Source organism: Alloalcanivorax mobilis, assembly GCF_002864685.1.
GTDB lineage: Bacteria > Pseudomonadota > Gammaproteobacteria > Pseudomonadales > Alcanivoracaceae > Alloalcanivorax > Alloalcanivorax mobilis.
Genome location: NZ_NMQZ01000037.1, coordinates 14,397 through 35,571, shown reverse-complemented (window position 1 = coordinate 35,571; position 21,175 = coordinate 14,397). Strand labels below are relative to the sequence as shown.

23 protein-coding genes are annotated in these 21,175 nt (G+C 65.4%); 12 read left to right on the top strand and 11 right to left on the bottom strand.

The window, feature by feature from the left end:
* Positions 1-235 precede the first annotated feature (235 nt).
* The gene (locus CGS25_RS15140) at positions 236-1,738 is read left to right on the top strand and encodes a DNA-3-methyladenine glycosylase 2 family protein (protein WP_089034214.1); all 1,503 of its coding nucleotides are present in this window, start codon (positions 236-238) and stop codon (positions 1,736-1,738) included.
* Positions 1,739-1,740: 2 nt separating this feature from the next.
* Positions 1,741-2,259 carry a methylated-DNA--[protein]-cysteine S-methyltransferase gene (locus tag CGS25_RS15135; RefSeq protein WP_101675965.1) on the top strand — a complete coding sequence of 173 codons (519 nt, stop codon included), beginning with the start codon at positions 1,741-1,743 and terminating at the stop codon, positions 2,257-2,259.
* On the opposite strand, the gene CGS25_RS15130 is transcribed toward CGS25_RS15135, so the two are convergent.
* Positions 2,214-3,536: an MFS transporter gene (locus tag CGS25_RS15130; RefSeq protein WP_089034216.1), complete on the bottom strand. Its 1,323-nt coding sequence runs from the start codon at positions 3,534-3,536 to the stop codon at positions 2,214-2,216. The two genes, CGS25_RS15135 and CGS25_RS15130, sit on opposite strands and share 46 nt — an antisense overlap.
* Positions 3,537-3,726: 190 nt before the next feature.
* On the opposite strand from CGS25_RS15130, the gene CGS25_RS15125 reads away from it, so the two are divergent.
* The 3 genes from CGS25_RS15125 to CGS25_RS15115 all read left to right on the top strand — a co-directional run bounded on the left by CGS25_RS15125 (position 3,727) and on the right by CGS25_RS15115 (position 5,971).
* The gene (locus CGS25_RS15125) at positions 3,727-3,942 is read left to right on the top strand and encodes a DUF1653 domain-containing protein (protein WP_101675964.1); all 216 of its coding nucleotides are present in this window, start codon (positions 3,727-3,729) and stop codon (positions 3,940-3,942) included.
* A 21-nt stretch (positions 3,943-3,963) separates the two neighbouring features.
* Entirely contained in the window at positions 3,964-4,689 is a 726-nt protein-coding gene (locus CGS25_RS15120) for a lipopolysaccharide kinase InaA family protein (RefSeq protein ID WP_101675963.1), read from the top strand.
* A gap of 79 nt (positions 4,690-4,768) precedes the next feature.
* The gene (locus CGS25_RS15115; RefSeq protein ID WP_089034218.1) at positions 4,769-5,971 is read left to right on the top strand and encodes a class I SAM-dependent rRNA methyltransferase; all 1,203 of its coding nucleotides are present in this window, start codon (positions 4,769-4,771) and stop codon (positions 5,969-5,971) included.
* A 112-nt stretch (positions 5,972-6,083) separates the two neighbouring features.
* On the opposite strand, the gene CGS25_RS15110 is transcribed toward CGS25_RS15115, so the two are convergent.
* From CGS25_RS15110 to CGS25_RS15095, 4 genes are all read right to left on the bottom strand, one after another.
* Complete coding sequence (locus tag CGS25_RS15110; protein ID WP_101675962.1) at positions 6,084-6,686, bottom strand: LysE family translocator; 603 nt, start codon at positions 6,684-6,686, stop codon at positions 6,084-6,086.
* An 80-nt stretch (positions 6,687-6,766) separates the two neighbouring features.
* Positions 6,767-7,192, bottom strand: coding sequence for a DUF411 domain-containing protein (locus tag CGS25_RS15105; protein WP_101675961.1), 426 nt, complete (start codon positions 7,190-7,192; stop codon positions 6,767-6,769).
* Between the two features lie 72 nt (positions 7,193-7,264).
* Positions 7,265-7,627 carry a cupredoxin domain-containing protein gene (locus tag CGS25_RS15100; protein ID WP_101675960.1) on the bottom strand — a complete coding sequence of 121 codons (363 nt, stop codon included), beginning with the start codon at positions 7,625-7,627 and terminating at the stop codon, positions 7,265-7,267.
* Positions 7,624-10,137 (bottom strand): heavy metal translocating P-type ATPase, encoded by a 2,514-nt coding sequence (locus CGS25_RS15095; RefSeq protein ID WP_198588819.1) that lies wholly within the window; start codon positions 10,135-10,137, stop codon positions 7,624-7,626. The genes CGS25_RS15100 and CGS25_RS15095 overlap by 4 nt, the downstream gene beginning before the upstream one ends.
* 266 nt (positions 10,138-10,403) lie before the next feature.
* Here CGS25_RS15095 and CGS25_RS15090 point away from each other — a divergent pair, with 266 nt between their 5' ends.
* Positions 10,404-11,003: an outer membrane beta-barrel protein gene (locus CGS25_RS15090; protein ID WP_089034222.1), complete on the top strand. Its 600-nt coding sequence runs from the start codon at positions 10,404-10,406 to the stop codon at positions 11,001-11,003.
* Positions 11,004-11,365: 362 nt separating this feature from the next.
* On the opposite strand, the gene CGS25_RS15085 is transcribed toward CGS25_RS15090, so the two are convergent.
* Positions 11,366-12,319 (bottom strand): hypothetical protein, encoded by a 954-nt coding sequence (locus tag CGS25_RS15085; RefSeq protein WP_101675959.1) that lies wholly within the window; start codon positions 12,317-12,319, stop codon positions 11,366-11,368.
* A 22-nt stretch (positions 12,320-12,341) separates the two neighbouring features.
* Positions 12,342-13,007 carry a histidinol-phosphatase gene (locus CGS25_RS15080; protein ID WP_101675958.1) on the bottom strand — a complete coding sequence of 222 codons (666 nt, stop codon included), beginning with the start codon at positions 13,005-13,007 and terminating at the stop codon, positions 12,342-12,344.
* Between the two features lie 185 nt (positions 13,008-13,192).
* Here CGS25_RS15080 and CGS25_RS15075 point away from each other — a divergent pair, with 185 nt between their 5' ends.
* Together CGS25_RS15075 and ptsP are read left to right on the top strand one after the other, a co-directional pair.
* Positions 13,193-13,699 carry an RNA pyrophosphohydrolase gene (locus CGS25_RS15075; RefSeq protein WP_089034225.1) on the top strand — a complete coding sequence of 169 codons (507 nt, stop codon included), beginning with the start codon at positions 13,193-13,195 and terminating at the stop codon, positions 13,697-13,699.
* A gap of 126 nt (positions 13,700-13,825) precedes the next feature.
* Positions 13,826-16,093, top strand: coding sequence for a phosphoenolpyruvate--protein phosphotransferase (gene ptsP, locus CGS25_RS15070; protein WP_089034659.1), 2,268 nt, complete (start codon positions 13,826-13,828; stop codon positions 16,091-16,093).
* Between the two features lie 108 nt (positions 16,094-16,201).
* Here the strand turns inward: ptsP and CGS25_RS15065 are convergent, their stop codons facing one another.
* The 3 genes from CGS25_RS15065 to CGS25_RS15055 all read right to left on the bottom strand — a co-directional run bounded on the left by CGS25_RS15065 (position 16,202) and on the right by CGS25_RS15055 (position 17,590).
* Entirely contained in the window at positions 16,202-16,390 is a 189-nt protein-coding gene (locus CGS25_RS15065; protein ID WP_089034226.1) for a helix-turn-helix transcriptional regulator, read from the bottom strand.
* Positions 16,387-16,755, bottom strand: coding sequence for a hypothetical protein (locus tag CGS25_RS15060; protein ID WP_089034227.1), 369 nt, complete (start codon positions 16,753-16,755; stop codon positions 16,387-16,389). Before CGS25_RS15060 ends, CGS25_RS15065 begins: the two co-directional genes overlap by 4 nt.
* Before the next feature lie 73 nt (positions 16,756-16,828).
* Positions 16,829-17,590: an NRDE family protein gene (locus CGS25_RS15055; protein WP_089034228.1), complete on the bottom strand. Its 762-nt coding sequence runs from the start codon at positions 17,588-17,590 to the stop codon at positions 16,829-16,831.
* A 160-nt stretch (positions 17,591-17,750) separates the two neighbouring features.
* Here CGS25_RS15055 and CGS25_RS15050 point away from each other — a divergent pair, with 160 nt between their 5' ends.
* The 4 genes from CGS25_RS15050 (at position 17,751) to CGS25_RS15035 (ending at position 20,775) form a co-directional block, all read left to right on the top strand.
* On the top strand, positions 17,751-18,554 hold the full coding sequence (locus CGS25_RS15050; RefSeq protein WP_198588818.1) for a sulfite exporter TauE/SafE family protein: 804 nt from the start codon (positions 17,751-17,753) through the stop codon (positions 18,552-18,554).
* A gap of 10 nt (positions 18,555-18,564) precedes the next feature.
* Positions 18,565-19,362, top strand: a complete 798-nt coding sequence (lgt, locus tag CGS25_RS15045) for a prolipoprotein diacylglyceryl transferase (protein ID WP_101675957.1) — start codon at positions 18,565-18,567, stop codon at positions 19,360-19,362.
* Positions 19,359-20,192, top strand: a complete 834-nt coding sequence (locus CGS25_RS15040) for a thymidylate synthase (protein WP_101675956.1) — start codon at positions 19,359-19,361, stop codon at positions 20,190-20,192. Before lgt ends, CGS25_RS15040 begins: the two co-directional genes overlap by 4 nt.
* Positions 20,193-20,265: 73 nt before the next feature.
* Positions 20,266-20,775 carry a dihydrofolate reductase gene (locus CGS25_RS15035; protein ID WP_089034231.1) on the top strand — a complete coding sequence of 170 codons (510 nt, stop codon included), beginning with the start codon at positions 20,266-20,268 and terminating at the stop codon, positions 20,773-20,775.
* 3 nt (positions 20,776-20,778) lie between these two features.
* Here CGS25_RS15035 and CGS25_RS15030 read toward each other — a convergent pair whose 3' ends face one another.
* A complete protein-coding gene (locus tag CGS25_RS15030; RefSeq protein ID WP_101675955.1) occupies positions 20,779-21,132 on the bottom strand; it encodes a helix-turn-helix domain-containing protein in 354 nt (117 codons plus the stop codon).
* Positions 21,133-21,175 lie beyond the last annotated feature (43 nt).

Genomic DNA, 21,175 nt, shown 5'->3' with positions numbered 1-21,175 from the left:
TGCCCTGAACCTGACGGTTTTGGGGTTTGACGCCGGACGCCGGACGCCAGACGCTAGACGCTAGACGCCAAGATCAAAATCGAAACCCGTCGCTGGCTGGGCCTGCTCCTACAAAAAACACGCCCCTCGCTGCAACGCCGCGGACGCCACTGAACACTGAAAACTGAACACAACTCCATACCCCCAAGTCCGAAAACGGCGAGTGCCGACGTTGCCGCGGCGTTATCATGGGGCCATGTGGATTGATGACGATGTGTGCTATCAGGCTCTGAGCGCCCGCGATGCCCGGTTCGACGGGCACTTCTTCGTGGCGGTGTCGAGCACCGGCATTTATTGCCGCCCGGTGTGCCCGGCGGCCGTGCCGAAGCGGGTGAACTGCCGCTTTTATTCCAGCGCCGCCGCCGCCGAAGGCGCCGGCTTTCGCCCCTGTTTGCGCTGCCGGCCGGAGCTGGCGCCGGGCCACGCCAGTGTCGACGCCCGCCATCGGCTGGCGCAGGCGGCCGCCGCGCGCCTGGATGACGGCGCCGCCGAAGCGACCTCGGTGGCGGATCTGGCCATGCAGCTGGGGGTCACCGACCGGCATTTGCGCCGCGTGTTCAGCGCCGAGTTCGGCGTCACCCCGATCGCCTACGCCCAGACTCAGCGCCTGTTGCTCGCCAAGCGTTTGCTCACCGACACGGCGCTGCCGGTGACCGAAGTGGCGCTGACCTCCGGCTTCCAGAGCGTGCGCCGTTTCAACGCTCTGTTCCGCGAGCGCTATCGCATGGCACCGGGAGATGTGCGCCGGCACGGACGGCGCCCTCCCGCTGGCGAACTGGTATTCCAACTGGCCTACCGGCCGCCGCTGGCCTGGCCCTTGTTGCGTGATTTTCTCGGCCAGCGAGCGATCGCCGGGGTCGAGGCGGTCGACACGTCGGACGGACCGGACCCGGCTAGCGGGCCAGGCAGCGGGCAAGGCCGCGGGCAAGGAGAGTACCGGCGCACGGTGGCGATCCGTCGGGGCGAGCAGCTGTTTCTGGGCTGGTTAACGGTGGCGCCGGTGGCTGGGCGCGATACCCTCAAGGCCACGCTCAGTGGCAGCCTGGCGGCGGTGGTGCCCGAGGTGCTGGCGCGACTCAAGCGGTTGTTCGACCTGGCTTGCCAGCCTGACCGGGTGGCCGCCGCCCTGGGTGAGGTGGCGCAAGCCCATCCGGGGTTGCGCGTGCCGGGGGCGTTCGACGGCTTCGAGGCGGCGGTGCGCGCGGTGCTCGGCCAACAAATCACGGTGCGTGCGGCCCGCACCCTGGCGGGGCGGTTTGCCGCCGAGCTGGGCACCCCGCTGCACACGCCGTTCGCCGAACTGACCCACGCCTTTCCCGACGCCGCCACCGTGGCCAACGCCGACCCCGCCCGGATTGGCAAGCTGGGCATTCTGCGCCGCCGGGTGGCGGCGATTCAGGCGCTTGCCGAAGCGCTGGTGGAGCGGCGTTTGCAACTGACACCCGGCGCCGATGTGGATGCCACCCTGGCGGCTCTGAAAGCGCTGCCCGGCATCGGCGACTGGACCGCCCAGTACCTGGCCATGCGTGCTTTGTCCTGGCCGGACGCCTTCCCGGCCGCCGACTTTGGCGTGCTCAAGGCGCTGGGCGAGCGCTCCCCGGCGGCGGCCCGGCAACGCGCCGAGGCCTGGCGCCCCTGGCGCGCCTACGCGGTGCTGCATCTGTGGCAATCGTTGGCTGACCAACAGAAGGAGTCTTGATCATGGTGCTTTATGAGCGTGTAGACAGCCCGCTTGGCGGCGTGCTTCTGGCGGCGCACGACGAGCGGTTGTGCGGCGTGTGGTTCGAGGGCCAGAAATACTATCCGCCGCTGCGGGGCTGGCGGCCGGCGTCGGATTCGGCGTTGCTGGGCGAGGCCGCCGCGCAGTTGAAGGCCTACTTTGAAGGGCGGCTGCGTGCCTTTGATCTGCCGTTGTCGCTGGCCCGGGGGACACCGTTTCAGCAGCAGGTCTGGCAGGCACTGCGCACCATTGACGCTGGCCAGACCCTCACCTATGGCGAGCTGGCGCGGCGCCTGCAGCGGCCCCGCGCGGTGCGCGCGGTGGCCGCCGCGGTGGGGCGCAATCCGCTGTCGGTGGTGGTGCCCTGCCATCGTGTGCTGGGCGCCAACGGTTCATTGACCGGCTATGCCGGCGGCCTCGACCGAAAAGCGCGGCTGCTGGCCCTGGAAGGGCATCAGGGCGCCTGGCAGGCGTCGGGCAAGCGCGCCGCCGGGCGATAATTCTGATGCCGGCGGGTGTGCCAGCACAGGTACACCCCCACCAGCATAATCGCGCAACTGGCGGCGAACGGCGTGCGGAACCCGCCGGACCACTCGATCAGCACGCCGGCCGCCGCCGGGCCGATCAACTGGCCGATGGCGTAAAACAGGGTGACGAAGCTCACCGCCACCGCCGCCTGGTGTGGTGGCACGGTTTCCGTGGACGCCGCCAGCACGCAGGTGAACAGGCCCGACACGCTCATGCCGAGAATCACGAAATGGGCGGCGAAAAACGGCGTGCTGGGCCACAGCACTGGCAGTGCGGTGGCGAACAGCGCCAACGACATACATAAAACCAGCCCGTTGGCCCGGCCAATACGGTCGGACAACCAGCCCCATACGGGTCCGGTAAAAATAGAGATCATGCCCATGGTCGAAGCCATGTGGCCGGCGGTCAGTGAAGGCACGCCCGCATCCAGCGCGTAGCTGTACATAAAGGTGGCCTGCACGATGTAGGTCAACCCCAGCACGCCGTACACCAACCCCACATTAATCACATGGGGGTTGCGAAACACCGGCTCTTCGCCGGAGGCGTGGCCGGCTGTTTCCTCACCCAGCGCCTCGGCGGTGCTGGCGGCGTAATGGCGGGTCGGGTTGCGCAGAAACAACAGCGCCAGCACGCCCACCCCAAGACCACCAGCGGCGAAGATCTCCCACACGTGTCGCCAGCCGTCGCGGATATCCTGCTCGGTGAGCGCCGGCACCAGCATGCCGGCCAGCAACATGCCCGCGCCCACGCCGCTGGTGGTGAAGCCGATCACCGCGCCGCGCCGTTGCGGGTAGGTATTGGCGAGCAGTGAAATCAACGGCGTGTAACCGAACGCGGTGCCCATGCCCAGCAACACCATCAGCACCATCAGCACCCACAGCTCATGGGCCCGGCTGAGGCCCACGAACCCGACGATCACCATCGCCAGGCCGAGCATCACCGCTTGCTTGCCGCCGAACCGTGCGGCGAACACCCCGGCCACCATCACCAGCAGTAAATAACCCAGCGCGGTGGCGGTGCCCAGGTTGGCGGCCTGGGAATAGCTCAGGTCGAGGCCGGTGCGCATGGCCGGCAGCATCAGCCCGTAACAGAGCCGGCCAAACACCAGCAACACCACGGTGCACAGGGCACCGGTGGCAACCATCAGAACAAAGGGGGGGCGTCGTTTGAAAAAATCCATTACCTGCCTCGGAGCGGGCCGCCACGGCAGGCCCGGTTCGTTATTATTGCGCCGGTCGCCAAGCGCCATGCTGACGCGGGGCCAACCGGTAACGGGCGCCACCACGGTGCCGCCCGGATGGCCTCAGTGTAGCCCAGAGCCCGGGGTGGGCATACCAGAGGGTATGTCCGAAAACAGTCCGATCATTGCCAATTTTCGTGCCGGGGCTATGCTGGCCGGCGCCAGTGGTTGGCGATGACAGGGCAGGCGGGAGTCAGTAATGAGCGAATTGAAAGCGGGCCGGTACCGGCAGTTCAAAGGCGGTGAATACCAGGTGGAAGGGGGCGCCCGGCATTCGGAAACCGGCGAGGAACTGGTCGTGTATCGCCCCTTGTATGGCGAGGGCGGCCTGTGGGTCCGTCCTCTGGCGATGTTTATGCAAACGGTGCCGGTGGAAGGCGGCGAGCGCCCCCGGTTTGAATACCTGAGCGACTGATCGGCAAAGGAGGGGGACGCGATGGCCTGGTGGGTGGACAAAACAGTCGGCGCGACCCTGGGCACCCTGGAAGCGGCGTTCGCGATGCCGGGGCGGCGTGTTGGCGTCAGTTCGATGGGCGAGGTGGTCTACGCCGATCTGGCTGGGCAGGGCTATTACATCAAGCGCTATCACCGCGCCGGCGGGCATCTTCAGGCTTGGGTCGGGCAGCCCCGGGTCGAGCGGGAGTGGCGCAACCTGCGGCGTTTCCAACAGTGGGGGCTGAACGTGCCCGAAGTGGTGGCGTATGGCCAGCAACGGCGCGCCGGGCACTTTCAGCGCGGGGCCCTGGTGACCCGTGCGCTCGACAATAGCGTCGATTTGGCCACCCTGGCGCGGCACGCTGACCCGAGGCTCGGCGATCCTCGCTGGCGAGACCGGGTGTCCCGGCAGGTGGCGCGGGCGCTGGCGGTTCTGCATGGGCACCGATTCTGCCATGGCGACATGAAATGGCGCAACGTGCTGGTAACCGATGACCGTGACCGGGTGTTTTTGATCGATTGTCCGTCGGGGCGCTTCTGGTGGGGGCCGATGTTGCGTTATCGGCGGATCAAGGATTTGGCCTGTCTGGATAAGGTCGCCCGCCACCAATTGAGCCGCAGCGAGCGGTTGCGGTTTTATCTTCGCTATCGCGGCATCGCCAGGCTGGGGCGCGCGGATAAGCGCGAGGTGCGCAAGGTGCTTGGTTTTTTTCAGGGGCGCGACTGACGGTCACGATAAACGCCGCGCCCGGCGCTGTGATCGCCGCGGCCGTGTTATCATCGCGGTTTTGCGCGAGCCCAGCCCTATGTCCGAGTCAACTCCGATCCTGCGCCTCAAAAAAAATGAGGAGCGCCGCCTCAAGGCCGGCCACGAATGGATCTACGCCAACGAAGTGGATACCGACAGCGCGGCGCTGAAAACGCTGCCCGCCGGCGCCGCCTGTGTGGTGCAAGACAGCCGTGGCAAAGTGCTTGGCCGGGCCCTGCTGAGCCCGCACTCGCTGATCGCGGCGCGCCTGTACAGCCGCGACGCTAAACAGGAACCCAGCCGCAGCTTTTTCAAAAAACGCATTGAACAGGCGCGCGTGCTGCGCGACACCCTGTATCCGGAGCCGTTCTACCGGCTGATCTATGGCGAGGCCGACGGCCTGCCGGGGCTGGTGGTGGATCGCTTCGGCGACACCCTGGTGGTGCAGACCGGCACCGCCGGCATGGAAGCGCATTTGGAAACGGTGGCGGCGGCGCTGGACGCGGTCCTGCAACCGGCCAACATCGTGCTGAAAAACGAGGCCTCGGTGCGTGAGCTGGAAGGTTTGCCGTTGTACACCCGCGCGTTCAAGGGCGAAGTGCCCGAGCGGTTGACGCTGCGCGAGAACGGCGCCAATTTCGAGGCGCCGTTGCGCGATGGCCAGAAGACCGGCTGGTTCTATGATCACCGCGAGGCCCGCCGCCGCATGGCGCCGCTGGCCAAGGGCGCGCGGGTGCTGGACGTGTTCGCCTATTGCGGCGGCTGGGGCGTGCAAGCGGCCTGCGCCGGGGCCCGCGAAGTCACCGGCGTGGACAGCTCGGCGCTGGCACTGGAATACATGCACCGCAACGCCGAACTCAACGGCGTGCAGGAAGGGCTGCGCACCATTGAAGGCGACGCCATGGAGGTGCTCAAGGCGCTCGCCGCCGATGGCGAAAAATTCGACCTGGTGATTCTTGATCCGCCCGCCTTTATCAAGCGCCGCAAGGATTTCAAAAACGGCCTGGCCGGCTACCACGCGATCAACGAATTGGCGCTGCGGTTGATCAAACCCGGCGGCTACCTGATCTCCGCGTCCTGCTCCATGCACCTGCCCGCCGACAAACTGCTCGACGTGATGCGCGCCTCCGCCCGTCACATCGACCGCAACCTGCAAGTGCTCGGCTACCAGGGCCAGGGGCCGGATCACCCGATTCACCCCTCGATCCCGGAAACCGCCTACCTGAAAAGCTGGTTCGCGCGGGTTTTGTTTGGGTTTTAAACTGTTGAAAGTTGAAAGTTGAAAGTTAAAAGTTGAAAGGGCGCGCGTGGGGGTAATTGTGCACGGCCCGCGCTTTTCAATTTTCAACGTTGAACCTTCAACTTGCCCTCGCTCAGACCCAAACCACCAGCGCAGTGATCGCCAGTACCACGGCGGTGGCTCGTGCCACCCGTGCCTGATTGCGGCGCAGGGTGTCGAGCAGGGGGCCGCGGGCCAGCAGCAGCGCCACCAGGCTGTACCAGCCGCCGTCAATCACCACGGCGGTGGCGGCGATCTGAACGCGGGCGCCGGTGCCCATGCCGACATCGACGAACTGGCTGAACAGGGCCAGGAAAAACAACGCCACTTTCGGGTTAAGGAAGGCGATCAGGAAACCATCGCGCGCCGGGCGCCGGCGCGGTGTCGCCGAGGCGGATGGATCGCCGGCGTTGGCGTGGCGCCAGCTTTTTATCGCCAGCCACACCAGAAACAGAGAGCCGGCCACGCGCATGGCGGTCTCAAGCTGCGGCAGGCGCTGCAACAGTGCCGCCAGGCCGGCCACGGTGAGCCCGGCGTAGAAGGCGACGCCGACGGCGTGGGCCAGGGCGGCGCTGACACCAGCCTGGGCGGAGCCGTGCAGGGTGTGGTGGGTGACCACCGCCAGGCTGGCGCCGGGGGTCATGGCGCCCAGCGCGCACAACCCGGCCAACAGCAGCCAGTTTTCGAAGCTCAACATAACGTGGTCCCGATCAATGGTGGGGGGATTTCACGTTACCGCCGCGTGGTGGTCAAGGGCACGGAGCGATTAGCCGGCTGCTAGGGATAGCGGGCGAACACACGGCTGCCCTGATCGCCGAACAGCAACACCTGATAAGCGTCGCGCCGCTCGCCCATTTCCATGCCTGGCGAGCCCGCCGGCATGCCGGGCACGGTCAGCCCGCGGGCATCGGGTTTTTCTTTAAGCAGCCGTTTGACGTCGCTGGCGGGCACATGGCCTTCGATGGCGTAGCCGTCGATAAAGGCGGTGTGGCAGGAACCCTGGCCCGGTTGCAGCCCGGCGCGCACCTTGATCGCTTGCAGATTCTCGGTGTCGTGCACGTTGACGTCGAAGCCGTGCTCGCGCATGTGCGCCACCCACTTCTCACAGCAGCCGCAATAGGGCGACTTATAGACTTCCAGGGTGCCGGCGGCGGCGAGGCCGCTGACCAGCAACATCAAGGTACTCAGGACGAAACGTTTCATCGGCTGATCTCTCTTTGGCGTTGTTTCATCGTTGTTCCAACGTTGTATCGGTGTTCATCGGCAGGGCGGATTCTATTCAACAATCAGGGTGCCCTGGTACATCTGCATCTGGCAGGTAAAGCGATAGGTGCCGGGCTGGGTGGGTGTCAGGGTCACGGTGGTGACCTCGCCAATGGCCAGGGTCTCGGAAACGTCGAGCCCGTGGAACACCACCTGCTCGGCGCAGGGGCTGGCGTCGCGGCGCTCGAATCGCAGTTGCAGGGTGGCGCCGGCGGCGGTCTTGATCACGGCCGGCTCGTAGACGCCGTGGTCCACCATGATGTCGATCACGCCGCCGCTGTGCTGGGTGGCGCGACCCTTTGAAGACAACCAGAACCACCAGACGATCAGGGCCATCAGCACCAGCCCGGAAAGGTTGACCAGAAATGTGCTCATGGGCGTTCTCCTTGTGGGCGCCGCTGACGCGGTTTGAACAACCGCAAGCGGTTGGCGTTGCTGACCACGGTGACCGAGCTCAGCGACATGGCGGCGCCGGCGATTACCGGGCTGAGCAGCCAGCCGGTGAACGGGTAGAGCAAGCCGGCGGCGATCGGCACGCCCAGGCTGTTGTAGATAAAGGCGCCGAACAGGTTCTGTTTGATATTGCGCAAGGTCGCCCGGGAAATCGCCATGGCATCGGCAACGCCGTGCAGCGAGCCGCTCATCAGGGTAATGGCGGCGGATTCGATCGCCACGTCGGTGCCGGTGCCAATGGCGAAGCCAACGTCAGCCTGGGCCAGCGCCGGGGCATCGTTGATGCCATCGCCGACCATCGCTACCTTCGCACCCTGCTGCTGAAGTCGCGCCACGTGGGCGGCCTTGTCCTCGGGCAATACTTCGGCGAGCACCTCATCGCTGCCCGCCTGGCGGGCGATGGCGTCGGCGGTGGCCTGCACGTCGCCGGTGATCATGATCACCTTGAGGCCGCTGTCGCGCAGCCGCGCGACGGCGTCGGCGGAGTCCGTTTTGATGCGGTCAGCCACGCCGATCACGCCCAGCAGTTGGGTGTCGCGGGCCAGGAACAAGGGCGTGGCGGCGTCGTCGCTGAGCGAGCGGGCGGCCTGGTCCAGCGTCATGGCGACGCCTTGTTGTTCCAGCCAGCGGCGGTTGCCCAGCCTCAGGGTGGCGCCTTCCTGGGTGGCGCTGACGCCCAGGCCATTGCTGGATTGGAAATCGCTGACCGCTGGCGGCGTCAGTTGTCTGCGTTTTGCTTCGTCGAGAATCGCGCGCCCCAGGGGGTGCTCCGAGCCGGCTTCCAGGGCGGCGGCCAGCGCCAGCACGTGTTGTTCGTCGCCGTCGGCGGCGATCACCCGGGTCACCGCCGGTTTGCCTTCGGTGAGGGTGCCGGTTTTGTCCAGCACCACGGTGTCCAGGCCGGCGGCGGTTTGCAGCGCTTCGCCCTGGCGAATCAGGATGCCCGCTTCGGCGGCCTTGCCGACGCCCACCATCACCGACATCGGCGTGGCCAGGCCCAGCGCGCAGGGGCAGGCGATGATCAGCACCGAGGTGGCCGCCACCATCATGTAGGCCAGCGGCGGGTTGGGACCGAAGTTGTACCAGGCCAGCGCGGCGCTCACCGCGATCAATAGAATCGCCGGCACGAACACCGCTGCCACGCTGTCCGCCAGGCGGCCAATCGGCGGCTTGGCGCCCTGAGCTTTTTTGACCAGATCAATAATGCGCGCCAGCGCCGTGTCGGCGCCCACCCGGGTGGCCCGGTAGATCAGTGTGCCGCTGTCGTTCAGGGTGCCGGCGGCGACGCTATCGCCGGGGCCTTTGCGCACCGGCATGGGCTCGCCGGTGAGCATGGATTCGTCAACGCTGCTGTCGCCGTCTTCCACCTCACCGTCCACCGCCAGGGTCTCGCCGGGGCGCACGCGCAGGCGGTCGCCTTCGCGGACCTGCTCCACCGGCAGGTCGATTTCTTCACCATCACGCACCACCCGCGCGGTTTTCGCGCGCAGCCCGAGCAAACGTTTTACCGCCGCTCCGGTCTTGCCCCGCGCCCGCATTTCCAGCGCCAGGCCCAGATTGACCAAACCAATGATCATCGGGCTGGCTTCGAAATAAACGTGGCGGGCGGCGGCGGGCAGCACCAAGGGAGCGATCACCACCACCATGGAATAGGCCCAGGCGGCGGCGGTGCCCACCGCGATCAGGGTGTCCATATTGGCGTTGTGATGACGAAACGCTTTCCAGCCGCCGACGAAGAAATGCCGGCCGGGAAACACCAGCATCGCCAGGGTCACCAGACCCACCACGAACCAGGCTACCTGGCCGGGCGTGCCCGGCTCCACCGTCATGGAACCGCCGGCCCAGCCCCACAGCATCACCGGCACGCCCACCGCCAGGCTCAAGGCGGTCTGGCCAAGCAGCTTTTTGTACAGCGAACGTTCCTGCTCTTCCCGTTCCTGTTCGGCAGTGTGGGGATCGCGCACTTCGCTGGCCTGATAACCGGCGGACTGCACCGCGCGGACCAGATCGTTCGGGCGTGCCCGGCCGCTGACGCGGGCGGTGCGGTCGGCCAGATTCATGCTGGCCTTGGCGACACCGGGTACCGCGCCCAGGGCGTCTTCAATGGTGCGCACACAGGACGCGCAGTGGGCACCACTGATCGAAAGCTGAACGTCCTGGTCCTGGTCCTGGTCCTGGTCCTGGTCCTGGTCCTGGTCCGCTTGCGCCAGCGGCGCGGTTTCGTCGGCCGCCGCCGGATCGGCGGCGTAACCGGATTCTACCAGCGCCTCTTGCACGGCCTGGCGGGACGCATCGCCGCTCACGGTGACCCGCTGGCCCGGCAGGTCCACGCTCACCGCGGTGACGCCGGGCACCACTTCGAGGGCGGCATCGATACGCTTAACGCAGCCCTGACAGGTGGCGCCTTGAATCGGCAAGGTCTGCTTGTTCATGGCCTGTTCCTCCATCATTGAAGGTCAGTATGCAAGGTTGGGGTTACCCTGGGGTCAAGCCTCCGCCAACAATGAAAACTTTTATAAAAGCGTCACTTAAATCGCGACCCGCGCATAGCCGCGCTGCTGGGAACCGTGGAAGATGTGCTCACCCTGATCGGGCAAGCAAGATCAGAACGGGGATCGGCAGCCACCTTGGCTTCGCCCCGGCCGGCCGCTCCCAGGCCGTTGCAAACAGCCCAAACAGAAACAGCGAGGACACGGATATGTTGAAACAAACCTTGATCGCTTCCGCCATTGCCGCCGCCACCGTGGCGAGCACCGGTGTTCAGGCGCAGACCCAGACCACGCCGGTACGCAACAACGACTTCTCCTACACCTACGGTCAGTTTGGTTACGACAACTGGGATTACGATAGTGGCCCGGATGTGGACGTACTCACCGGTGAAGGCGCGTTCGAATTGGACGAGCATGTGTTCCTGCGCGGCGGTGTGAGCTTCTACGACGGTGATTACGACAGCCCCGGCAGCGACGACGTGGACGGCAACCGCATTTACGCGGGCCTGGGTTTCCACACCCCGCTGCAACGCGGCCTTGATCTGGTCGGTACCGCCGACATCATCCGTGACGACAATGATTTCGACGATGATGAATTCGGTTATGCCCTGCGCGCCGGCCTGCGCCACCAGACCACGCAGAAACTGGAACTCTCTGGTGGTGCGCTTTACGAAGACATCTACGACGGCAACTTCGGTGTTTATGGCCAGGGCCTGGTGAATCTGACCACCGCCTGGGATGTGGGCGCTCGAGTGGCGTTCACCGATGACTCCGATTCTCTCGGCGTGTTCGGTCGCTACAATTTCTAATCGATAGCCGCCGATCAAACGGCCATAAGGAATGGCCAGAAGGAATGGAAAGGGCGCTCGGGATGAGCCCCCTTCCGCCAGGGAAGGCGGATCTACAACCAGAACGCGGCCATTCGGCCGCGTTTTTTTTGCCATCCACCTGACAGCGAAGCCGCCGTGGGAGCGGTCCCCGGCCGCGAACCGAGCCGAAGGCGAGGCTGGCCTGGCAAAGCCCCTTCGCGGTCAGGGACCGCTCCCACAAAACATTTCCGACCCAGCCCTGACCCCGCTACAGCGCCGCTGTGGGAGCGGTCCTTGACCGCGAACCGGCGTAGCCGGACGGCGCGCCAGTCCCGCTATGCCGTGATCAACCCGCCTCCCGTTCAGGGCACCGTTGGCGGCAGCCAGGCGGCCAGCGGCGCCCAGTCCTGAGCACGGCGGGCGTTTTCCAGGGCAGCTTGAAAACCCGGCTCGAGCTGCTCCAGGCCGGCGCGAAGCGCGGCATTGTCCGGCGCGGAAAGCTGCGCGAGTGTCGCCGCCGGTTGGCTGGCGCCGATGATCGCGCCGCTGTGCGCGTCCAGGTACAGTCCGGCGGTTGGGTCGGTGGCGCCCTGATGCTGATGCAGGCGCTCAAGGCGCTGGTCAATCACCGCCAAGGCGCAGCGCAGATCCTCGGGCCGCACAGTGGGCTCGCCGTCAAGCTGAGTCAGGTCGCTTTCCAATTGTGCCGCGCTCAGGTGTAAATACTGGCGCCGCCGATCCGCCTGCCGGGCGGCGCCCGGTTGCAGATCGGCGATCCGCCGGGGGGCGTCCGGAGCGCCAGCGAGCATCAGCCATAACGGTTGGAAGCCCAGGGCTACCTCGCCATCGTCAGTGGCGCCTTGCTGAGCGCGCAGACTGTCGGCGTTCAGGGCCAGGGCCGGGTCGTTGATCAGCCCGGAGTCCGGCCAGGCCGGCAGCGCGTCCACGTAAGCCGGATACCAGGGCCAATGATCCAGTTGGTCCAGTAGCGCCATGCGGTCCTTTGAACAGGCCCGGGTGGCCAGGCCCAGGTAGGCCTGATTGAAGGCCAGATACAGGGCGCTCCATTGCTCCCGGGCGCTTTGTAAATGCACCCGCGTGGGCGTTTCCAGCAGAGTTTCCAGCGCTTCATGCCATTGTTGGCGTTGTTGGCGCAAACCGGTGCTGGCGCCCTGGTCCGCGAACCGCGGTGCATCGCTGGCGCTGTCCGTGGTGGGGGCGGCGGCTGCCGCTGGCGGTGCCTCGCGTTGCTCGCAGGCACACAGCGCCAGCGTCAGCGCCAATACGATCAGCGACGATCGCCGGGGTGCGTTCATGGTGGCCTCTCTTATTCTGTTATCAGCGCGGGCAGCCGCGCAGCGACATCACCGGCCAGCCCTGCTCCCGAGCGGCGCGCTCCAGGGTTGGGTCCGGGTCCACCGCCACCGGGTTCGTGACCTGGCCAAGCAGGGGCAGGTCGTTGTGCGAGTCGCTGTAGAAATAGCTGCCGGTAAGATCCTCGCCGTGTTCGCGCAGCCACTCGGTGAGCCGCTCCACTTTGCCTTCGCGGTAGCTGGGCGTGCCGACGATGCGGCCGGTGTAGCCGTGTTCGGTTTTTTCCGCCACCGTGGCGATCAGATGTTCGATGCCGAGACGGGCGGCGATCGGCGTGGTGATGAAGTCGTTGGTGGCGGTGATGATCATCAGGGTGTCGCCACGCTCGCGGTGTTGCTCGACCAGAGACTCGGCGTCGGGCAGCCAGATGGTGTCGATCACCTCGTCCATAAAGCGCTGGCGGAGTTGGTCCAGGCTGGTCAGGGAATGTTCCTTGAGCGCGCCGAGAACGAATTCCTGATAGGCGAACACATCCAGGCGGCCGTCCAGGTAGTCCTGATAGAAGCGATCGTTGCTGGCCCGGTAGGAGGGGCCGTCGACCCAGCCCTGCTGGACCAGAAATTCCCCCCACAGGTGGTCGGAATCGCCGGCGATCAGGGTGTTGTCCAGATCGAAAATCGCAAGGGTCATGGTCTCTCCAGGGCATCGATGATCGGGTGTCCGCCGCCGTTAACGGCGCCGGGTAGCTTATCAGACGCGCTTTACCGAGGCAGTCGATTGATCGGGTTGCCCCGCCCGAGGTTTAATGGGGGCAATATGGCGTTGGTCTGCCCGGGTAATTCGGAAACCCTCGCGCCGCGCCACGGGATTGGACCATGACAGGCATTATTGACGAAAAAGGTTACCGGCTGAACGTCGGTATAGTGATCGCCGGCCAGGATGGCAAGGTGTTCTGGGGGCGTCGCGTGGGCAACCGTGACGCCTGGCAGTTCCCCCAGGGCGGCATGATGCCCGGTGAAACCCCGGAGCAGACCCTGTACCGGGAACTCGAGGAGGAAACCGGGCTGCGCCAGGAGCACGTGCGCATTCTCGCCACCACCGAGGGCTGGCTCACTTATCGGCTGCCGCGCCGCTTTTTGCGCCCGCCGCGCAATCGCCCGCAGTGCATTGGCCAGCGGCAGAAATGGTTTTTGTTGCGGTTGGAATCCGATGAAGAGGCGATCGATCTGGGTCGCTCGCCGATCCCCGAGTTCCAGGATTGGCGCTGGGTGAATTACTGGTACCCGATTCGCAAGGTGGTGCACTTCAAGCGCGGGGTCTATGCCCGGGCGCTGCGTGAGCTGGCGCCGGCATTGCGCGGCGCCCGGCGCCGGGAAGGCTGATCCTCGCCGGGTCGGGCGGCGATCGGGCGCCGGTTCACGGCGGCGCCAGGCCCTTCCCGGCGCCTCCGAAGAGCCGCCGGCTCAGCGGTAAACGATGTTGAACAGCCTCTAAGGAACCCCATGTCGATGCTCGATACCCTGCGCCGCATTGTGCAGGAAGTGAACAACGCACCGGATATTCGCTCGGCCCTGGATTTCATGGCGCTGCGGGTGCGCGATGCCATGGGGACCGAGGTGTGCTCCATATACCTGCGCGACAACACCGCGGAGCGCTACGTGCTGATGGCGTCCGAGGGCCTTAAACGCGAAGCGGTGGGGCACGTCAGCTTGGGGTTTTCCGAGGGCCTGGTCGGTCAGGTCGGCCAGCGCGAGGAGCCGATCAACCTGGAGGACGCGTTCGCCCACCCCAAGTTCCATTATCTGGCGGAAACCGGCGAGGACCCGTTTCACGCCTTCCTGGGTGTGCCGGTGATGCACCATGGCGAGGTGCTGGGCGTGCTGGTGGTGCAGCAGCGTGACGCGCGCCGCTTCGATCAGAGCGAAGAGGCGTTTCTGGTCACCATTTCCGCCCAGCTGTCGGCGGTGATCGCCCACGCGCACGCCTCCGGGGTGCTGTTCGAGCAACTCGACACACCGGAACGGGCCAGCTTCTACGATGGCGTGGCCGGCGCCTCCGGGGCCGCCATCGGCATCGCCAAGCTGCTGTTCCCGGAGACCGATCTGTCCGCGGTGCCCGACCGTGATGCCGAGGACGTGGCCTCCGAGATCGCCCTGCTCGACGAGGCCCTGGTGCGCGTGCGTCAGGAAATTCGCGATCTGGCCGAGCGCGCCAAGGCGAGCCTGGGCGCCGAGGAACAGGCGCTGTTCGACGTTTACCTGCGTATGCTCGACCGCCATGCCCTGCCCGCCGAGGTGATCGCGCGCATTCGCGAAGGGCAGTGGGTGCAGGGTGCGCTGCGCATGGTGGTGGACGCCCATGTGCACAATTTCGAAATGATGGACGACCCGTATCTGCGCGAGCGCGCCGCCGATGTGCGCGACCTGGGCCGGCGCCTGCTGACCCAGCTGCAAAGCCGCAACCGGCGCCAGATCGAGTACCCCGCGCACTGCATTCTGATGGGCGATGACATCTCCGCCCCCATGTTGATGGAGCTGCCCGCTGAGCGCATTGCCGGCATCGTCACCAGCCGTGGCTCGCGCAACTCGCACATGGCGATCGTGGCGCGGGCGATGGGCATCCCCACCGTGGTCGGTTGCCAGAACCTGCCGCTCAAGAAGCTCGACGGCAAAGAGCTGATCGTGGATGGCTTCCGTGGTCGGGTGGTGGCCAATGCGTCGGTGGAGCTTAAGCAGCAGTTCGAAGAAATCATCGCCGAGGAAGAAAGCCTGCTCGCCGGTTTGGAAAAGCTGCGCGACGAGCCGGCGCAGACCGAAGACGGCGTGCGCGTGCAACTGCAGGTCAACACCGGCCTGATGACCGACATCAATCGCTCGATTGAGCGCGGCGCCGAAGGGGTTGGGCTGTACCGCACCGAAATCCCGTTCATGGTGCGCGATCGTTTTCCCTCCGAGGAGGAGCAGCGCGCCATCTATCGCGAGCAGCTCGCCGCCTTCGCGCCGATGCCGGTGACCATGCGCACCCTGGATATCGGTGGCGACAAATCGTTGAGTTATTTTCCCATCGAGGAAGAAAATCCGTTTCTCGGCTGGCGCGGCATTCGGGTGACCCTGGATCATCCGGAAATTTTCATCGTTCAGGTGCGCGCCATGCTCAAAGCCGCCGAAGGCTTTGACAACCTGCGCATCATGCTGCCGATGATCACCAGCGTGTTCGAAGCCGAGGAAGCCCAGCATCTGATTCACCGCGCCTGGCTGGAAGTGCGCGAAGAGGGCATCGACGTGGCGATGCCGCCGGTGGGGGTGATGATCGAAGTGCCGGCATCGGTCTATCAAGCGCGGGCGCTCGCCCAGCGGGTCGATTTTCTTTCGGTGGGCACCAACGACCTGACCCAGTACCTGCTGGCGGTGGACCGCAACAACCGCCAGATCGCCGATCTGTATAACTCGCTTCACCCGGCGGTGCTGCACGCCCTGTTGCACGTGGTGGAGCAGGCCCATGAAGAGGGCAAGCCGGTGTCGGTGTGCGGCGAAATGGCCGGTGATCCGGCGTCCGCGCTGCTGCTGATGGCAATGGGCTACGACGCGCTGTCGATGAGCGCCTCCAACCTGCTGCGCGTGAAGGCGGCGGTGCGCAAGGTCAGCATGGGCTTTCTACGTCGCCTGCTCAACGAGGTGCTGGCCATGGACAACGGCGAAGTGATCGCCTCCTACATGGACCTGCAACTGACCAAGGTGGGGCTCGGCGATCTGATTCGCCACCGCAAGTCGGGGTAAGCGGGGAAGGGGCCTCTGTGGATTCAGGATTCAGGATTCAGGATTCAGGATTCAGGATTCAGGATTAAAAAAAACAGAGCGCTCTGCCGCCGATGGTGGCGTGGCGCACTACTCCTGAAAAATCTCTTCGATACGATGCCCCAGCACACGGGCGATGGTAAACGCCAGCGGCAGGCTGGGGTCGTAGCGGCCGTTTTCGATGGCGTTTACCGTTTGCCGCGACACCTGCAGACGCGCGGCCAGTTCGCCCTGCGACCAGCCTCGCTCGCCACGCATCGCTTTCAGATTGTTTTTCATCGGTAACGCAGGCGGCTGATCAGCAGGCCGATGAGCCAGAACACCGCCATCAACGGCCAGACCAAGAACATGCTGAGTTTGGGAAAGCCGACAATTTCAAGGAAACCGTAGCTGAAGGTAACCAGCGCGGTGGCGGCGAACGCCAGGCCAATCGCCTCGAGCTGGACCTTGATCTGCATTTCGTCGACGCGGCGGAGCTGGCGCACCACCACCCAGCAAACGCCGATGGCGGGTACCATGGGCAGCAATGCGATGGCCCAGGGCAGCGGCGGCTGGCCGCTCAGAAGCCACAGCGAAACCACCAGCACGACCATATAAGCGGCCAGCGCGGCGCCGAATTGAAGCAGATAGCGGGCGTTTTTCATGGCTCCTCCTGTAAAGTAAGCTTTACAGTAAAGAGGCGCTGGCGCTCTGTCAAGGAAGCTTTACATCGGGCCGTCAGCGATCCGTCGACCCGTGGCTGAAGTGCACCGGCCCGTCGGCGGCGCCGCTGGGCAGCCAGTTCTGCTCCGCCATGTGCAAACGGCCGTGGCGGTCCATGCGCACCGCGGAGCTGGCCCGGGTGCCGTAGTCGGGCGATTGGATGAACACCGGTGCCACCAGGCGCTCCAGGTCCACCGGCACGCCAGTGTCGGGCAGATGGTGGTCGTCCGGCTGGTGCGGGTCGTGCACCACCGCCAACAGGTCGGCCAGTTCGCCGCCTCGTTCCATGGCTTCCGCCAGTCGTTTTTTGCCGCGCTCCACCTTGGGCCAGGGGTCGTCCAGCAAGCCATTGCTGAGGCCATGCAGCCCCGGTTCCACTGGTTGCGCCGGGGCGCCCCGGTTGCCCAGGTACCACAATGAAGGGCCATCGCAGACCAACAGATTGAAGCCGCCGTAGTGCTGTTGCTCGGTTTGCAGTGCCCGGCAGAACGCCTCGGCGCTTTGCTCGCTTTCCAGAAACGCCTGCGGCAGCAGCCCCCGGGAGCGTTCGCCCACGGTGCGCTCGGCGATCGGTTCGCGGAAATTGGTGACCACCGCGAAGCGGCCGTCGCGGTGAATGCCCAGCCAGGTGCCGCCGGCGCGCAGATCCAGACCGCAGAATACCCGGTCGCGCCAGCGCGCCGATTGCGCCGGGCGCTGATGGAATTCATCCCGATTGGCGGCCAGCGCCAGGGGCATGGCGGCGCCGGGCCGCCAATTGAACAGCACAATACACATGGGGGTCCTTAATCACGAAAACGTGGCCGCACGGCGCGCAGACAGGCGGCGACGACTTGCGGCCAGATGCGCCGGCGCGGGTGGCCGGCAAGCGAGCCAAGCGCCAAGGTCTTTGTTAGCATACCCGCCTCTTGCAGGGGATATCCATGATGGAACGTCGATGATGCTGTTGCTGATTTGCGCCGCCATTGGCGTGCTGGCCGGGCTGATGGCCGGGGCGCTGGGGCTGGGCGGGGGCGTGGTCATCGTGCCGCCGTTGATCTATCTGTTTCATCAGCAGGGCTTCGCCCCGGAGGTGGTGGCCCAGATGGCGGTGGGTACCTCCCTGTGCACCATCATCGTCACCTCGGTGAGTTCGGTGCGCACCCATCATCTGGCCGGTTTCGTGCGCTGGCCGTTGACCCTGCGCCTGGGCGTGGGCATCGTCGTCGGAGCCCTGCTTGGCGCGGTGATCGCGGACCGCCTGTCGGGGCCGATGCTGACTCGCCTGTTCGGCGTGTTCGCGGTGCTGGTGGCGTTGCAGATGCTGATCAGCGGCCGCCGCCGGCGCACGCCACCGCCCAGCGGCGAGCGCCTGCCCGGGGCCGCCGGCCTGGCCGCCGCCGGCGGCGTGATCGGCACGGTGTCCAGCCTGTTTGGCATCGGTGGCGGCTCGCTGACCGTGCCGTTTCTTTCCTGGTGCCGGTTGCCGATGCAGAATGCGGTGGCGATTTCCGCCGCCTGCGGGTTGCCGATCGCGGTGGCCGGCAGCATCGGCTTCGTGATCACCGGCTGGCACCGGGCCGGGTTGCCCGATGGCGCCTTTGGTTACGTGTATCCGCCGGCGGCGCTGGCCATCGTGGTGACCAGTTTTCCCATGGCCCGGGTGGGCGCGCGGCTCAGCCACCAACTGCCCTCGGCAACGCTGAAGCGTATTTTTTCGGTGATCCTGATCGTCATTGGTCTGGAACTGATTTTCACTTGAGGGACCTGTTATGACCTTTCCGCAGATCGACCCGGTGGCGGTGTCCATCGGCCCGCTGCAGATTCATTGGTACGGGTTGATGTATCTGGTCGGGTTCGTGGGCGGCTGGTGGCTGCTGAAGCGGCGCACCGAACGCGCCGGCAGCGGCTGGACCCGCGAACAGCTCAGCGACATGCTGTTCTACATCGCGATGGGCGTGATTCTTGGCGGCCGCCTGGGCTATGTGCTGTTCTACAACTTCGGCAAGTTTCTCGACAACCCGCTGTGGCTGTTCGAGGTATGGACCGGGGGCATGAGCTTCCACGGGGGCGCCATCGGCGTGCTGACCGCCTTCGCCTTGCTGGCGCGCAAATTCGGCAAGCGCTACTTCAGCATCGCCGATTTCGTGGTGCCGGTGGTGCCGATGGGGCTCGGTGTCGGGCGGTTGGGCAATTTCATCAACGGTGAGTTGTGGGGGCGTCCGTCGGAGATGCCCTGGGCGATGATTTTCCCCTCGGATCGCATGGGCGTACCGCGCCATCCCTCGCAGCTCTATGAATGCCTGCTTGAGGGGGTGCTGTTGTTCGCGGTGCTGTGGCTGTATTCCGCCAAGCCACGCCCGGCCGGTGCCGTGACCGGGCTGTTCGGGGTCGGTTATGGGCTGTCGCGCATTTGCGTGGAGTTCTTCCGCGAACCGGATGCCCAGCTCGGCTATCTGGCCGGCGGCTGGTTGACCATGGGCATGCTGCTGAGCATTCCCATGGTGGTGATCGGCGCCGCCATGATTGCCTGGGCTTATCGCCACGACACCCGGAGGGTGAGCGCATGAAACAGTACCTGGACCTTTTGCGCACGGTGCGCGAGCAGGGCGTTTACAAAGGCGACCGCACCGGCACTGGCACCTACTCCCTGTTTGGCCATCAGATGCGCTTCAACCTCGCCGAGGGCTTCCCCCTGGTGACCACCAAGAAGGTGCATCTGAAATCCATTGTTCACGAGCTGCTGTGGTTTCTGGCCGGCGACACCAATATTCGCTATCTCAAGGAGCACGGTGTCAGCATCTGGGACGAGTGGGCCACCGACGATGGCGAGCTGGGGCCGGTGTACGGCGAGCAATGGCGTTGCTGGCCCACCGTGGACGGCGCGGTGATCGATCAGATCGATGAGGTGCTGGCCGAGATCCGCCGCAACCCGGATTCGCGTCGCCTGGTGGTGAGCGCCTGGAACCCGGCGGTGCTGCCGGACCCGCGTGTCTCACCGAAGGAAAACGCCGCCCGGGGTCGCCAGGCGCTGCCGCCGTGCCACTGCCTGTTTCAGTTTTACGTGGTGGAAGGTCGGCTCAGCTGCCAGCTCTATCAGCGCAGCGGCGATATTTTTCTGGGCGTGCCGTTCAATATCGCCTCCTACGCGCTGCTGACGCTGATGATCGCCCAGGTGTGCGGCTTGCAGCCCGGTGACTTCGTGCACACGCTGGGTGACGCTCACCTGTACAGCAATCATCAGGAACAGGCGGACACGCAACTGGCCCGCGCGCCGCGCGCCTTGCCGGTGATGAAACTCAACCCGGCGGTCAAAGACCTCTACGCGTTCCGCTACGAGGATTTCACCTTGGAAGGGTATGACCCCCACCCGGCGATCAAAGCGCCGGTAGCGATCTGATTAACGCTCTTACACGTGGCCGGTGAGGCCGGCCCCGCGTGCAAGCGTGTGAGCGTCTTGAAAAGGAATGCCCATGACTTTGCGTGTTGCCCTGATGGCCGCCAAGGCGTCCAACAATGTGATCGGGCGGAACAACAAGCTGCCCTGGTATCTGCCCAACGACCTGAAATACTTCAAGCAGGTCACCTGGGGCAAGTCGATCATCATGGGGCGCAACACCTGGGAGTCGCTGAACAAGGCACTGCCCGGGCGCACCAACATCGTGATTAGCGGCCAGCCGGATTATCACGCCGAGGGCGCGCGGGTGGTGACGAGCCTGGAGCAGGCTCTGAGCCTGGCCGAGAGCGTCGCGGTGGTGGAAGGTCAGGAGGAGGTGGTGGTGATCGGCGGCGCTCAGATCTACGCCCTGGCGCTGCCCCGGGCGGATCGCCTGTATCTCACCGAAGTGCACGCGGACGTGGAAGGCGACACCCGCTTTCCTGATTTCGACGCCAGCCAGTGGCGGCAAATCGGTCGCGAGGATTTCGCCGCCGAAGGCCCCAACCCTTACGATTACTCGTTCGTGGTCTACGACCGGGTCTGAACCTCAGGACAGCCCGCGGGCATCGCGCAGTAATTTCGCGGTCTGGATCAGCAGCCGTCGCCGGCCTGGCGGCAGGCCGCCGGTGAGGGTGAGAAGCTCACGGGTTTCTTTGTCGAAGGCGCTGGCCGGGTCGCGCAGATGCTGGCTTTTGGCCTTGCCTTCCAGTTCCTCGAACAGATCCTTCATGGACATTTCCAATGCCTCGCACAAGCGGGCAAGGCGCTGCACCGACACATCCTGTCGGTTGCGCTCGATACGAGATAGGTTGCCTGCGTCCGTTCCCGCCCGGAAGGCCACTTCTTCGAGTGTCTCTTCCCGGCGCAGCCGCCGCTCCTTGAGTATGCCGCCAATATCCATTGGCTAAGTCTCGGAAGCCGCTCTCGGCCGCTCAATGTGCTAA